The organism is Arthrobacter sp. P1_B11 (assembly GCF_056406715.1).
In genome coordinates, this window is sequence record NZ_JBFTZQ010000013.1 from 1 (window position 1) to 14,652 (window position 14,652).

At 65.3% G+C, this 14,652-nt stretch carries 10 protein-coding genes; 7 read left to right on the forward strand and 3 right to left on the reverse strand.

The features are described 5' to 3' along the window. The 5 genes from AC1D14_RS12215 to AC1D14_RS12235 form a co-directional block, all read left to right on the forward strand. Window positions 1–275: aldehyde dehydrogenase family protein (locus AC1D14_RS12215; protein WP_476968564.1), on the forward strand; the 275-nt coding region annotated here is incomplete at its 5' end. 128 nt (window positions 276–403) lie between these two features. Then, entirely contained in the window at window positions 404–1,426 is a 1,023-nt protein-coding gene (gene adhP, locus AC1D14_RS12220) for an alcohol dehydrogenase AdhP (protein WP_230117462.1), read from the forward strand. Between the two features lie 15 nt (window positions 1,427–1,441). Next, complete coding sequence (locus tag AC1D14_RS12225; RefSeq protein WP_230117463.1) at window positions 1,442–1,870, forward strand: DUF779 domain-containing protein; 429 nt, start codon at window positions 1,442–1,444, stop codon at window positions 1,868–1,870. Window positions 1,871–2,243: 373 nt separating this feature from the next. Beyond that, complete coding sequence (locus AC1D14_RS12230; RefSeq protein ID WP_476968565.1) at window positions 2,244–7,721, forward strand: peroxidase family protein; 5,478 nt, start codon at window positions 2,244–2,246, stop codon at window positions 7,719–7,721. 222 nt (window positions 7,722–7,943) lie between these two features. Continuing rightward, complete coding sequence (locus tag AC1D14_RS12235; RefSeq protein ID WP_230117465.1) at window positions 7,944–9,485, forward strand: APC family permease; 1,542 nt, start codon at window positions 7,944–7,946, stop codon at window positions 9,483–9,485. Window positions 9,486–9,561: 76 nt separating this feature from the next. On the opposite strand, the gene AC1D14_RS12240 is transcribed toward AC1D14_RS12235, so the two are convergent. From AC1D14_RS12240 to AC1D14_RS12250, 3 genes are all read right to left on the reverse strand, one after another. After that, entirely contained in the window at window positions 9,562–10,197 is a 636-nt protein-coding gene (locus AC1D14_RS12240; protein WP_230117466.1) for a DUF2461 domain-containing protein, read from the reverse strand. A gap of 125 nt (window positions 10,198–10,322) precedes the next feature. Further along, window positions 10,323–11,822: a catalase gene (locus tag AC1D14_RS12245; RefSeq protein WP_230117467.1), complete on the reverse strand. Its 1,500-nt coding sequence runs from the start codon at window positions 11,820–11,822 to the stop codon at window positions 10,323–10,325. Window positions 11,823–11,847: 25 nt separating this feature from the next. Then, the gene (locus AC1D14_RS12250) at window positions 11,848–12,315 is read right to left on the reverse strand and encodes a Fur family transcriptional regulator (RefSeq protein ID WP_230117468.1); all 468 of its coding nucleotides are present in this window, start codon (window positions 12,313–12,315) and stop codon (window positions 11,848–11,850) included. Window positions 12,316–12,391: 76 nt separating this feature from the next. On the opposite strand from AC1D14_RS12250, the gene AC1D14_RS12255 reads away from it, so the two are divergent. Next, window positions 12,392–13,663 (forward strand): MFS transporter, encoded by a 1,272-nt coding sequence (locus AC1D14_RS12255; protein ID WP_230117469.1) that lies wholly within the window; start codon window positions 12,392–12,394, stop codon window positions 13,661–13,663. A 75-nt stretch (window positions 13,664–13,738) separates the two neighbouring features. Then, window positions 13,739–14,608: a zinc metalloprotease HtpX gene (gene htpX / locus AC1D14_RS12260; protein ID WP_230117470.1), complete on the forward strand. Its 870-nt coding sequence runs from the start codon at window positions 13,739–13,741 to the stop codon at window positions 14,606–14,608. Window positions 14,609–14,652 lie beyond the last annotated feature (44 nt).

Below are 14,652 nucleotides of genomic sequence, written 5' to 3' on the forward strand. Positions count from 1 at the left end.
GCGTCTGGTCCCGCAACGGCAACGTCGCCTACCGCGCCGGCCGCGAGATCCAGGCCGGCCGCCGCAACGGCAACGTCGCCTACCGCGCCGGCCGCGAGATCCAGGCCGGCCGCGTGTGGGTCAACAACTACCACGCCTACCCGGCCGGCGCCGCGTTCGGCGGCTACAAGTCCTCCGGCATCGGACGTGAAAACCACGCCATGATGCTGGACCACTACCAGCAGACCAAGAACCTCCTGGTCAGCTACAACGAGAACAAGCTCGGCTTCTTCTAAGCCGCACCGACCCGGGCGGGGACGGCCCAATCCGTCCCCGCCCGCCCCACCTGGCCACCCCTCAGGAAGGCAGCACCACCGTCACCGCACTCAGTTCAACAAATGCTCTAACGACGCAAGGATCGCCAATGACGACGACAATGCAAGCAGCCGTAGTAACCGAATTCGGCAAGGACCTCCAGATCCTGACCGTTCCCGTTCCGACGCCCGGCCCCGGTGAGGCGCTGGTCAAGGTTTTGACCACCGGAGTCTGCCACACCGACCTGCACGCCGCGGAGGGGGACTGGCCTGTCAAGCCCTCTCCGCCGTTCATCCCCGGCCACGAGGGAGTGGGCGAAGTGGTGGCTCTCGGAGAGGGAGTCACCGACCTCGCCATCGGAGACCTCGTAGGCAACGCCTGGCTGTGGTCCGCCTGCGGCGACTGCCAGTACTGCCGCACCGGCTGGGAAACCCTCTGTGAAGCACAGAAGAATGCCGGCTACAGCGTGGACGGCTCGTTCGGGCAGTACATGCTGGTGGACACGCGCTTTGCCGCCCGCATTCCGGCGGGTTCGGATCCGGTGGAGGTTGCGCCCGTCCTGTGCGCCGGCGTCACGGTCTACAAGGGCCTGAAGATGACTGAGACGAGGCCGGGCCAGTGGGTCACCATTTCCGGCATCGGCGGGCTGGGGCATATTGCGGTCCAGTACGCCGTGGCCATGGGCCTGCGCGTAGCGGCCGTGGACATCGCCGACGACAAGCTGGCCCTCGCCAAGGCACACGGTGCCGAGCTCACGGTCAATGCCCTGCACGAGGACCCGGTAGAGGTCATCCAAAGGGAAACGGGCGGCTGCCACGGCGTCCTGGTCACGGCCGTCCACCCGTCCGCTTTCGGCCAGGCCATCGGCATGGCACGCCGCGGCGGCACCATCGTCTTCAACGGGCTTCCGCCCGGCGACTTCCCGGCGCCGATCTTCGAAATCGTGCTGAAGGGCCTCACCGTCCGCGGCTCCATCGTGGGCACCCGCCAGGATTTGGAGGAGGCTCTGGACTTCTACGCGCAGGGCAAGATCCATCCCACCGTGTCCGCCCGGGAGCTCTCTGAGGTCAACGCGGTCTTGGACGAGATGAAGCACGCGAAAATCGACGGCCGCGTCGTGTTGAGGTTCTGATGAGCGGAATCGGTGATGACTGAAGCCAGTCTTGACGCCGCGGTGACGCTGCCCGGGGAGGACTTCTCCCGGGTAGCGCTCACCGCCGAGTCCGTGCACCTCCTCAGGAAACTCTGGGCCCAGCACGGGCCGCTCATGTTCCACCAGTCCGGCGGCTGCTGTGACGGCTCCTCGCCGATGTGTTTCCCGGCCGGGGAGTTCCTGACCGGGGACTCCGACGTCCTGCTGGGGCGCTTTGAAATTCCCGACGGCGGTCCCGGCGCCGATGCTGAAATGGGCACCATGCCGCTGGACTTCTGGATGTCCAGGGAGCAGTTCAACTACTGGAGCCACACCCATTTGACTGTGGATGTGGTGCCGGGCCGGGGGAGCGGTTTCTCGGTCGAGGCACCGGAGGGCAAACGGTTCCTGATCCGTTCCACCCTCATGGACTGGCCGGTCTGAGCCATCTCAGACCGGATGTAATACGCCTTGGCAAATGACGCACAGGTGGGGCTGCGAACTAGCGGCCCCACCTGTGCGTTGCCGGTTAATTGACTGGTTGAAAACCCCCAATTTGGGTGGCTCAGCAGGTGAAACAGCGGCAGAGAGGTTGCTGCCACAAGGTTTTCACGGGCACACCATCGCACGATGGCACGGTTACATCCCTCCTAGCGGCAGGTGTGCCATGAAAATCTCAGCCTGGAAGTCAGACGGGGGCGCGGATCAAAGTCGATCCGCGTCACCCACCGATCCACCAACAAACCGGCGTCAACGACGCAAAAAGCACGGCAAGCAGGCCATCTCCTTTCGGACGGTGGCAGCAGTAACCACACTCATGATGCCAATCGCCATGGGGTTGCCAGTTGTGGCAGCCAACGCGGTGCAGGCGCCGGTGGGGGAAGGTTTTACCGTATCCCCTTCCGATCTCTCCTACATCCTGAAGCAGATCAAGATCGCTGAAGCCCATGTGGCCAACACGACCTCAGCCACCGGCCCCTGTGGTGCGCTGATCGGGACTGGCCCCAACCAGATCCCGAGCCCCCTGGTTTCTCAGGGACTGCGGACGGTCGACGGGTCATGCAACAACCTTCAGGCGGGCCAGGAGACGTTCGGTGCGGCTGACCAGAAGTTCCCGCGCCTGACCACGCCGGTGTTCAAGAGTGCCGAGAACTCGCCTCCCGCGTTCGGCCCTTCCCAGCCGACCTCGTACGCGCAGAAGAAGGGCAACGTTTTCGACTCCGAGCCCCGCGTGATCAGCAACCTGATCGTGGACCAGACCTCGACCAACCCTGCCGCTGTCGCAGCGGCCGGTAACCCGGTCAGGACGCAGGGCAACACCGGCGTCGTCCCCTGCACCACGGACCCAGATCCCCTGGCGACTCCGCCTGTCGCCGGCGTTCCCGTAGACTGCGTGCCGTCGCACAGCACGCTGTTCATCCCGAACGTGACCACCGACGTCGGCCTCTCCCCGCCCTACAACTCGATGTTCACGCTGTTCGGCCAGTTCTTCGACCACGGCGTTGACCAGACCGTCAAGAGCGGCGGAACCGTCTTCGTTCCGCTGAAGGATGACGACCCGCTGATCGCAGGCCCGGACCACGTCTTCGGGAACGCGGACGACCTCAGCCCGAACCTGCGCTTCATGGTGCTGACCCGGGCCCAGAACCAGCCCGGTCCGGACGGCGTCTTGGGTGACAACCCCGCGACTCCTGCCGATGAAAGCGCTGACGATATCCAGGATGCGAACAACACGGACTCGCCCTGGGTGGACCAGAGCCAGACCTACACCTCGCACTCCTCGCACCAGGTGTTCCTGCGGGAGTACGTTGATAACACCGCCGGGAGCCCGGTCGCCACGGGCAAGCTGCTCGGTGGACCTGCCGGCCCCACAGCTGGCGGCATGGCCACCTGGACCACCACCAAGGCCCAGGCCTCGGCGCGTCTGGGTATCCAGTTGCTGGACAAGGACGTCCTGAATGTCCCGATGGTCGCCGCGGACCCGTACGGCAAGTTCATTCCCGGCCCCGCCCGCGGTCTGCCGCAGTTCGTGACCGCGACCGGACTCGTGGAGGCCAACCGCGCCGACAACGGCGGCCTGGGCACCCTGGTGCCGGCGAACGTCAAGTACTTTGACACCCCGTTCCTGACGGACATCGCGCACAACGCGGACCCGAGTCCCCAGGACACCGACAACAACCCGGCCACGCCGCGGGTGACGCCGGCGCCTGATGCTGACAACACGGCATCTGCCGACTTCGCCAGCCAGCCGGCGGGTACCTACGACGACGAGATGCTGAACGCGCACTTCATCGCCGGTGACGGCCGGGTCAACGAGAACATTGGCCTGACCACCATTCACCAGATCTTCCACTCCGAGCACGATCGGCTCGTCGGCGACATCGAGAACGTCCTGACGACCGATACTTCCCCCAGCGGCGTCGCGGCTTTGGCCGAGTGGAAGCTGACTGCCGGTGCCGCCGGCTGGAACGGTGAGCGGCTCTTCCAGGCCGCACGGTTCATCACGGAAATGGAGTACCAGCACCTGGTCTTTGAGGAGTTCGCCCGCAAGGTTCAGCCTGCGATCAACCCCTTTGAGCCGTTTGCGTTCACCCAGACGGAGCTCAACCCCGCGATCAAGGCGGAATTCGCCCACGCTGTGTACCGCTTCGGCCACTCCATGCTGACCGAAACGATCTCACGCAGGAACGAGGACGGCGCCGGCTTCAATGGAGTCTTCGGAGATGCTGATGACACCAGGGGTAGCCAGAACGACATCTCGCTGCTCAATGGCTTCCTCAACCCGCCGGAGTACACCAACGGCGGTCCTGCCGGGCCGCTGACCTCGGAAGAGGCTGCAGGAAGCGTCATCGCAGGGATGTCGGACCAGGCCGGTAACGAACTGGATGAGTTCGTGACCGACACGCTCCGCAACAACCTGCTGGGCCTGCCCCTGGACCTTCCGACGATCAACATGACGCGGGCCCGTTCTGAAGGAATTCCGCGGTTGAACGTCCTCCGCCGGGAGCTCTTCAATTCAACCAATGACGGCCAGCTGAAGCCCTACACCAACTGGGTCGACTTCGGCGAGAACCTCAAGCACCCGGAGTCGCTCGTCAACTTCGTCGCTGCCTACGGTCTGCACCCGTCCATCACCGGCGCAACGACGCTGGCGGCCAAGCGGGAGGCCGCACGGCTGATCGTCAGCCCCGCACCCGCGGATGTCCCTCCGGCTGACGCCGCGGCGTTCATGAACAGCACGGACGCGTGGGCCAACACCGGCACGAGTTCGATTACTGGCCTCGACAACGTGGACCTCTGGGTCGGCGGCCTCGCGGAGCGGACAAACCTGTTTGGCGGTCTGCTGGGCAGCACGTTCAACTACGTCTTCGAGAACCAGCTGACCAACCTGCAGAACGGCGACCGTCTGTACTACCTGGCGCGCACCCCGGGCATGAACCTGAGGGCGCAACTGGAAGGCAACTCGTTCGCCGAGATGATGATGCGCAACACCAACGTGCACAGCCTGAAGGCCGACGCGTTTGCCACGGCGGACTGCAAGTTCGAACTGAAGAAGTTGGACGGCACGCCTGCGGGCTTTACGGCCTCCGGCAACACCGTAGCGGATGACCCGGACTCAGACTGCAGTGAGACGGATCTGCTGATCCGTATGTCCGACGGCACCATCAAGTACCGTGCGAGGAACACGGTCGACCCCTCCGGAATCAACGGCCAGAGCGTCTACAACGGCACCGCCGGAGTCGACCGCATCTATGGCGGCAACGACAACGACACTTTCTGGGGCGGTACCGGCAACGACGTCATCGAGGGTGGCGACGGAGCTGACATCGCGCTCGGCGGCGAAGGTGACGACATCATCACGGACCTCGCAGGTGACGACGTCCCGAAGGGCGGACCCGGCAATGACGCGATCGACGCCGGACCGGGCCTGGACATCATCATGGGTGGAGATGGCAAGGACTTCACGAACGGCGGAGCCAACGCCAACGAGACCTTCGCTGGAGCCGGTGACGACTTCGTGATGCTTGGTGAGAGCCTTGACGCCGCATTCGGCGACAGCGGCGATGACTGGGAAGAGGGCGGCGACCAGCCGGACCTGATGCAGGGAGACAGCGGCAACCTGTTCTTCCTGGATGATTCCCAGAAGCCCGGACACGACATCCTCGTCGGCCAGGGCGGCGACGACGACTACGACATGGAGGGCGGCGACGACATCGGCGTCGGCGGTCCGGGCATCGAGAAGGTCGCCGGAGCCTCCGGTTACGACTGGGAGATCGGTCAGGGCGACCCACAGGCACAGGATCTTGACCTGGCCCTGCCGATCCCTCCGCTGGACATCCTGACGGTCGGTGTCCGCGACAAGTTCAACGAGGTTGAAGCGCTCTCGGGCGGCAAACTCGACGACAAGCTTCGCGGTGACGATTTGGTTCCGAGCGCCGTTGGCGGCGCCGGGTTCATTGGATGTGACGTGCTGGATCAGGCCGGTGTGGACCGGATCGCCGGACTTGGCGACCTGGTGTCGACCTTCCCGACTCTGACATCCGACGTTGTGGCCGCTTCGGCCTCCAAGGACTGCCCGCTCCTCACCGGTGCGAACGTCTGGGGCGAAGGCAACATCCTCCTCGGCGGCAGCGGCAGCGACCTTCTCGAGGGACGCGGCGCCAATGACATTCTCGACGGCGACCGGTACGTCGGTGTCCGTCTCAGCGTCCGCACCAACGCGGCCGATCCGGCAAGCGAAATCGGCAGCGCCAGCATTGAAGGGTTGGGGCAGAGCGCCATGGCCAGCCGGTACCTGAAGGACGCCAGCGGCAACCTGACGGGACCGACGCTCCAGGAAAGTGTCTTCGCGGGAACCGTGAACCCCGGCAACATCGTGGCGGTCCGCGAGGTCCTCACGGGCTCCGGCGGCACCGACTCGGCGGTGTTCACCGGCGCGCAGGCCGACTACACCGTCACCACCACCGGTGGAACCGGCGTCCTTGGCTCTCCGGGGTCAACGACCACGGTGACCGACAACGTGGGCACTGACGGTACCGACACCGTGCGGAACGTCGAACGGCTGGTGTTCGCTGACACTGTCGCACCATCCGTTCCCGTCATCGGCGCGGCTGCTGCTACCGGCAGTGGCCAGGCCACGGTCAACTTCACGCCGGCAGCAGGCGGCCTTGCCACCAGCTTCGACGTGCGGGTGGTCAACGCAGCCGGAACCCAGGTTGGTGCGCTTCAGACGGCTGACGCCGGTGCCACCAGCCTGGTGGTGACGGGTCTGACCAACGGAACCGCTGTTAGGTTCCAGGTTCGGGCAGTGAACGCACTCGGCGCCAGCGCATTCTCGGCACTGTCCAACGCGGTCACGCCGTCGGCTCCCGTCCTTGCCAGCGCTCCGGCGATTGGCACGGCGACTGCGGGCAATGCCCAGGTTACGGTGAGGTGGACCGCCCCCGCGGCAGTTCCCAGTGCCGCAGTCACGCAGTTCCGAATCCGCGTCTTCGTGGGAACGAGTGCCACTCCGACCCGCGAGGTCACGGTAGGGAACGTCACGAGCAGCGCGGTGGCGGCCCTGATCAACGGCACGGGATACACCTTCGACGTCTCGGCAATCAACGCAGCAGGCACGGGCGCACCATCGGCCCGTACTCCGCTGATCACGCCGCGGACCGAGTTTGTGCTCCCGACGATCACCGCCAGGACGCCGGCCCTCGGCGCCAAGTCCGTCAGCCAGACGGCAAACGTGACGGCCACGTTCAGTGAATCGGTCACGAACGTCGGCTCCGGAACGGTTGTTCTCCGGCTCAACGGCAGTGCAACGCCGATCCCGGCCAGTGTGACCTACAACAACGCTACGAGGACCGTGACGGTCAACCCCACCGCGACCCTCCTCGCCGACCGTACGTACAACATGGCGTTCTCCTCCATCCGGGACACGGCAGGCAACACCATGGCCACACCGCCGTCATGGCAGTTCACCACCGGGCCCGCCCCGACGGTGGCTTCGGTGACACCGGCGATCGGTGCAACGAACGTGGGCCGCACGGCCAACGTCACGGTACGTTACAGCGAGCCTGTTACGAACGTCAGCACGTCAACGGTGGTCCTGAGGCGCGGCAGCCTCACGGGACCGGTCGTGACCGCAACGGTGACGTACAACGCGGCAACGAGGACGGCGACGCTCAACCCGTCGGCGACCCTCGTGGCCAACACCACATACACGATGGCCACCTCCTCGGTCCTTGACCTCGCCGGCAACCCGCTGGCGTTCCGGTCCTGGACCTTCAGGACAGGCTCCGTGTAATGTAATTGGCCGGCTGGCGGTTCCCACAAGGGGCCGCCAGCTGTCCTCCCGGACACCACGCCCGGCCCTCCACCACACCGCGCAGCCGCAGCGCGGAGGAGGGCCGGGCGTGGTTTCGCGTGCGCGGCGTCTCATTATTTGGGACAAATATGGCCGTCCATTGGATGGACACTATTATTGATAGGTCTGTTTCCTACCCCCAATCAGGATTGTGGATTTCCTATGAATCTTTTCCGGACCAAGTCCATCGAGCAGTCAATGGCCGACGCCGATGAACCCGGACGCAAGCTCAAGCGCTCCCTCAGCACCTGGGACTTGATGATCATGGGCGTCGCCGTTGCGGTTGGCGCCGGCATCTTCTCGGTGGGCGCCAAGGCCGCGGCGAACTTCGCCGGACCGGCTGTTACGCTCTCCTTTGCCGTGGCCGCCGTCACGTGCGCCTTGGCGATCATGTGCTACGCCGAGTTCGCCACCGCCATCCCCGTGGCCGGCTCTGCGTATGTCTTCACCTACGCAACCATGGGCGAGGTGCTGGCCTGGATCATCGGCTGGAACCTCATCCTGGAGCTGTTCACCGCCGCCGCGGTGATTGCGAAGTACTGGGGCATCTACCTCAGCAAGGTCTTCGCCCTCATGGGCGTGGAAATACCGCCCGCCATCTCCCTCGGAGGAGTTGACCTCTACTGGGGAGCGTTCCTCATCGTGGCGATCTTCACCGTGCTGCTCGTCCTCGGGACGAAGCTATCCGCCCGCGTGGGCAACATCTTCACGCTGATCAAGATCGGCGTCGTGATATTCGTGATCGTCGTGGGCTTCAGCTACGTCAAGTTCTCCAACTACACGCCGTTCGTTCCCGCCTCGGAGCCCACCACGGGCACCGGAGCAGCTGACGTCATGAAGCAGTCCTTCTTCGGTTTCCTCACCGGTGCCGCACCCGCCCAGTACGGAACGCTGGGCATCTTCGCCGGGGCCGCCCTGGTCTTTTTCGCGTTCATCGGCTTTGACGTGGTGGCCACGTCCGCGGAAGAGGTCAAGAACCCGCAGAAGACCCTGCCGCGCGGCATCTTCGGCGGCCTGGCACTGGTCACGCTGCTGTACATCCTGGTGTCCCTGGCCCTGACCGGAATGGTCTCGTACAAGGAGCTCGCAGCGGTCAAGAACCCGACGCTCACCACGGCCTTCGAAGCCGTGGGGAACACCGACGCCGCCAAGGTCATCGCCTTCGGCTCACTGGTGGGCCTGACCACGGTGATCATGGTGCTGCTGATGGGCCTCTCCCGCGTTGTGCTGGCCATGAGCCGCGACGGACTGCTGCCGCGGTCCTTGTCCAAGACCAGCGAGAAGCGTTCGACGCCGGCCCGGCTGCAGATCATCTGTGGTGCAGCGGTGGCACTGGTAGCCGGACTCACCAACGTGGATCTGCTGGAGGAAATGATCAACATCGGTACCCTCTCCGCCTTTGTGATGGTCAGCCTTGGCATCCTTGTGCTGCGCAAAAAGCGGCCGGACCTCAAGCCTGCCTTCCGGGTTCCGTTCGGCAAAGTGCTGCCCGTTGTGTCCGCGGTGCTCTGCCTGTACCTCATGACGAACCTGGCCGTGGAGACCTGGATCTTCTTCGCCATCTGGCTCGTGATCGGCCTGGGCATCTACTTCGCGTACGGCCAGCGGCACTCGCGCCTTAACGAGAAGTTCGCCGAGGCCAAGGCAGCCGTGAACCCGGCGGCCGTGGACCTGGACGACGAAGACACCTACACGCGCGTCTAACGCGACCCAGTAGAGCGCGAAAGGTCACCCGGGGTCTTCTTGATCCCGGGTGGCCTTTCCGATTCCCGGGCTGCCATTATGGGGCCGCATACTGGCCGACCCAGTCGACGAGCGGGCGGAGCTGTTCCCATCGGCTGGCCACCTCCCGTTTGGCGCCCGCAGTGGCGAGCCACCCGGCGTCTCGGAACGTGACTCCCGCTGACAGCGACTTGTGCTTGAGCAGCTCGGCCCGAGGGTGGTCCTTGTCGAAGCCCCGGGGCACGGTCTTGAGCTTCTCGCCTTCCACCACGAACCCGGCAGCGGCGATCCTGTCCACGATTTTCTGCAAGGCCGCGCCGCTGGCCTGGGCATCCACGGCGCTGCGGAACCGGGCAAGCTGCGCCGGCGTGTGTGAGTGGTAGCCGCCGCCGATCAGCAGCCCGTCCGCGCTGACCTGGATGTAGTAACCCACGCCTTCCTGCCGTGCGGCGAAGGCTCCCTGGGCGGTCTTGTACGGCGACTTGTCCTGCGAGAACCGGATGTCCCGGTTGGGCCGGAAGATCTTGCCCGGGCCGAACTTATCCTCCAGTTCGGCGAGCAGCAGCGCGAGCGGCTGCTTCACCTCCGAGTCATAGGTGTCCTTGTTTTCAAGCCACCATTCACGGTTGTTGTTGTTCTCCAGCTCCGCATAGAACCGGAAGGCGGCATCCGGGATGCCTTCGAACGTGTCCATACAAGGATCGTAGGGAGGCATCGTCAATACAGCCAGAGAAGGCATCGGCTATGTGGAAAAGGCCCACCCCGCCACGGAAATCCGTGACGGGGTGGGCGTGCCCGGTAAGGGCGGTAAAGCTGGGGTCAGAACTTCGCGGCCGCTTCGGCGTCCGACTCGGTCTGGGCTGCACCCAGGTTGGCGCGCAGCTTGGCGCCAAGCTCGGCGTCCACGTTGGTCCAGTACTGGATGGCGCGCTCCTTGATGCCCGGGCTCTTCACGCCGCCCACAGCACCGGTGATGGTTTCCAGCAGACGGGCCTTCTCGCCGTCGTTGTACACCTCGCGGTACAGAGTGCCGGCCTGGCCGAAGTCGCCGTCCTCAGCGTGCAGGGAGTGCGCGGCGAGCGTCAGCGCGCCGTCGTTCTCCCAGCCGCCGGCCGGGTTCTGCGGTTCCACGGCTGCCGGGCCGCCGAGGGAGTTCGGGGCGTAGACCGGAACGGAAGGGGCGTTGAAGTGGTAGCGCCCGGCACCGTCCTGGCTGTAGTTGTTGACCTGGTTCTTGGGCAGGTTCACCGGGATCTGGGCGTGGTTGGTGCCCACGCGGTAGCGGTGCGCGTCCGCGTAGGAGAAGATGCGCGCCTGCAGCATCTTGTCCGGCGAAGCGGCGATGCCCGGCACGAAGTTCGACGGCGCGAAGGTGGCCTGCTCGATCTGCGCGAAGTAGTTCTCCGGGTTCCGGTTCAGCTCCATGGTGCCCACCTTGATCAGCGGGTAGTCAGCGTGCGGCCACACCTTGGTGAGGTCGAACGGGTTGAAGCGGTAGGTCTTGGCATCCTCGTACGGCATGACCTGGACGTGGAGGTCCCAGGACGGGAAGTTGCCGGCGGCAATGTTTTCCTGCAGGTCGCGGATGTAGAAGTCCGCGTCCGAGCCGGCGAGAGCCTCGGCGTCGTCGCCCGTCATGGACTTCACGCCCTGGTTGGACTTGAAGTGGTACTTGACCCAGAAGCGCTCGCCCTCGGCGTTGATCCACTGGTAGGTGTGCGAGCCGTAGCCCTGCATTTCGCGCCAGGAGGCGGGCAGGCCGCGGTCACCCATGAGCCAGGTGACCTGGTGGGCGGACTCGGGGGACAGGGTCCAGAAGTCCCACTGCATGTCGGCGTCGCGCAGGTGGGTGCCGGGGAGGCGCTTCTGGGAGTGGATGAAGTCGGGGAACTTGATGCCGTCGCGGATGAAGAACACCGGGGTGTTGTTGCCCACGAGGTCGTAGTTGCCCTCGGAGGTGTAGAACTTGACCGCGAAGCCGCGGGGGTCGCGCCAGGTGTCGGGAGAGCCGTTTTCACCGGCGACCGAGGAGAACCGGATCAGCATTTCGGTCTCCGCACCTGGCTGCAGGAAAGCGGCCTTGGTGTACTTGGAGATGTCCTCGGTGGTCTTGAAGCTGCCGAATGCGCCGCCGCCCTTGGCATGCACAACGCGCTCCGGGACGCGCTCGCGGTTGAACTGTGCGAGCTTTTCGACCAGGTAGTGGTCGGTCAGGATGATAGCGCCGTCGGCGCCGGTTGCCTGAGAGTGGGCGTCGGACGTGACGGGAGCACCGGACTGTGTCGTGGACACAGCGGGCGCAGAGATGTTCTGAGTCATCTTTCTCCTATTTCTTTATTACTTGTCAGTTGCGTTCAGAAGGAAGTTTTTGGGCCTGCTGGCAGTCCCCGCAGATGCCCTGGTACATGACGTCGGCGATCTGGATGGTCATGGGATGGGAGTTCTCGTTCCAGTGCGGGGTGAGGCACGGGGCGTGGCCGACCGCGCAGTCAACGTCCTCCACGCGGCCGCAGCTGATGCAGATGGCGTGGTGGTGGTTGTCACCCACGCGCGTCTCGTACAGCGCGGGGGAGTGCGGCGGTTCGAAACGGCGGAGCATGTGCAGGTCGGTGAGGTCCCCGAGGACCACGTAGACGGACTGGGCGGTCAGCTCCGGAAGTTCCTCGCGTGCCGCCGCCAGAATGCTGTCCGCCGGGGAATGCGGGTGGTGTTCGACGGCGGCCAGCACCGCCAGCCGCTGTTTGGTCACCCGGCGGCCGTGGGCGCGCAGGGCCGCGGCCCAGGCTTCGTGGCTTTCCGGTTGCTCCGTCATGTCCCTATTCAACCACTTATTTTGACTAGATCACAATAAGGGGGGACTAACTCCCGTCCGCGGCTAGAGTTGCCGGGTGGGAAAACTTCTGGCTGACATCACTCCGCTGCGCGAAAGTCCGGCCTTCCGGCGGCTGTGGCTGGGTTCGGCCATTTCGAACGTGGGCAGCCAGCTCACCCTTGTGGCCGTCAGCCTGGAGGTTTACCGGCTGACGCAGGACAGCCTCTACGTGGGCCTGCTCAGCATCTTTGCCCTGGTTCCGCTGGTGCTCGGCGGACTGCTGGGCGGATCCATTGCCGATTCGCACGACCGGCGCATCGTGGCGCTGCTTTCCTCCTTGGTGCTGTGGCTCACCACGGGCGGACTCGCTCTGCAGGCCTGGCTGGAGCTGGGAAACGTGTGGCTGCTGTATCTGCTGGTGGCCGTGCAGAGCGGGGCCCAGGCCATCAACCAGCCGGCCCGCAGCGCCATCATTCCGGTGCTGGTGCGCAAGGAGCTCCTTCCGGCGGCGAATGCGCTGAGCATGATCACGTTCGGCCTGGGCATGACGGCGGGGCCGCTGCTGGCCGGCCTGCTGGTGGCGTCCGTAGGGTTTGGCTGGACCTATAGTCTGGACTTCGTGAGCTTCGCTTTCGCTTTCTGGGCATTGTTTAAGCTGCCGCCCATGCCGCCCGGCAAGGAGGCCGGCCGGGCGGGGCTGCGGTCCGTGGCGGAAGGATTCCGGTTCCTGGGCACCCGGCCCAACCTGCGCATGACATTCATCATCGACCTCGTTGCCATGATTCTTGCCCAGCCGAGGGCGCTGCTGCCCGCGGTGGGGGCCCTCATGATCGGCGGCGGCGAAACCACGGTGGGCATCCTCCTTGCGTCCACGGCCGTCGGCGCCTTTCTGGCGGGGCTGTTTTCCGGACCGCTGGGCCACATCCGGAGGCAGGGCAGGGCCGTGGTCTGGTCGGTCATGGGCTGGGGTGCCTCCATCGGAGGTTTCGGCCTGGTGGTGGTTCTCGCCGGCCGCTCCGGCTCCGGCGGCGTGACGCTGTGGCTGGTGCCCGCCGTGCTGTGCTGCGCCCTCGCGGGCATTGCGGACTCCGTGAGTGCGGTTTTCCGCACCACCATCCTGCAGTCGGCCACCCCGGACCACCTGCGCGGACGTCTCCAGGGGGTCTTCATTGTGGTGGTTGCGGGAGGGCCCCGGCTGGGCGACATGCTTGCCGGCGGCGGGACTAAAATTCTAAGTGAGGGCTGGGTCCTGCTGATCGGCGGAGTCCTGTGCATCGTGGTGGCCTGGGCGGCGGCGCGCTGTCAGTCCGGCTTCCTGACGTACGACGCCCGGAATCCCGTTCCGTAGCGGCCTTGCCGGAAGCAAGACCTCTGTGGGCAAGACCTGGAGTCCGGCCCCGACTCACGAGCAGTGGAGGCAACAGTGCACAATCACCACAACGGACTGAAGACGGCAGCGCTTTTCGGAGTGCTGTGGGCGGTTCTGCTGGCGCTTGGCGCACTGATCGGGTCCAGTATGCGCAGTGCCGCGCCCCTTTTGATCATGGCGCTGATCGGCGTCGCAACCACCGCCTACGGTTACTGGAACAGCGACAAAATCGCGCTCCGTTCAATGCAGGCCTACCCCGTGACCGAAGCGCAGGCCCCGGAGCTCTACCAAATGGTCCGGGACCTCTCCATGCGCGCCAGCCAGCCCATGCCGCGCATCTTCGTCTCGCCCACCATGGCGCCGAACGCATTCGCAACGGGGCGGAATCCCAGGAATGCGGCCGTCTGCGTGACCGAAGGCATCGTGCAGCTGCTGAGCCCCCGCGAGCTCCGCGGCGTCCTGGGCCATGAGCTGATGCACGTCTACAACCGTGACATCCTGACCTCGTCCGTGGCTGCCGCCGTGGCCGGTGTCATCACCTCGGTGGGGCAGATGCTGCTGTTCTTCGGCGGCGGCGACCGCCGCAACTCGAACCCGCTGGCCCTCATTGCCATGGCGCTGCTCGCGCCGCTCGCGGCGTCGCTGATCCAGGTGGCCATCTCCCGCACCAGGGAGTACGACGCCGATGAGGACGGCTCGCAGCTCACCGGAGACCCGCTCGCGCTGGCCTCAGCCCTGCGGAAGATCCATCAGGGGGTTCAGGCAGCGCCGCTGCCGCAGGACCAGCGTCTGGTCAACACCTCGCACCTGATGATCGCCAATCCGTTCCGCGGCGGGGCGATGACCAAGCTGTTCGCTACCCACCCGCCCATGCAGGACCGCATCGCCAGGCTGGAGCGGATGGCGGGCCGGCCGCTCAACTGACCTCCCGCCGTCGTACTTCAACGGGGCGGGATGCAGGTACTGGA

Coding starts and splice junctions, on each gene's coding strand:
- adhP (WP_230117462.1), top strand. CDS start 404: ATGACGACGACAATGCAAGCAGCCGTAGTAACCGAATTCGGCAAGGAC.
- AC1D14_RS12225 (WP_230117463.1), top strand. CDS start 1,442: ATGACTGAAGCCAGTCTTGACGCCGCGGTGACGCTGCCCGGGGAGGAC.
- AC1D14_RS12230 (WP_476968565.1), top strand. CDS start 2,244: ATGATGCCAATCGCCATGGGGTTGCCAGTTGTGGCAGCCAACGCGGTG.
- AC1D14_RS12235 (WP_230117465.1), top strand. CDS start 7,944: ATGAATCTTTTCCGGACCAAGTCCATCGAGCAGTCAATGGCCGACGCC.
- AC1D14_RS12240 (WP_230117466.1), bottom strand. CDS start 10,197: ATGGACACGTTCGAAGGCATCCCGGATGCCGCCTTCCGGTTCTATGCG.
- AC1D14_RS12245 (WP_230117467.1), bottom strand. CDS start 11,822: ATGACTCAGAACATCTCTGCGCCCGCTGTGTCCACGACACAGTCCGGT.
- AC1D14_RS12250 (WP_230117468.1), bottom strand. CDS start 12,315: ATGACGGAGCAACCGGAAAGCCACGAAGCCTGGGCCGCGGCCCTGCGC.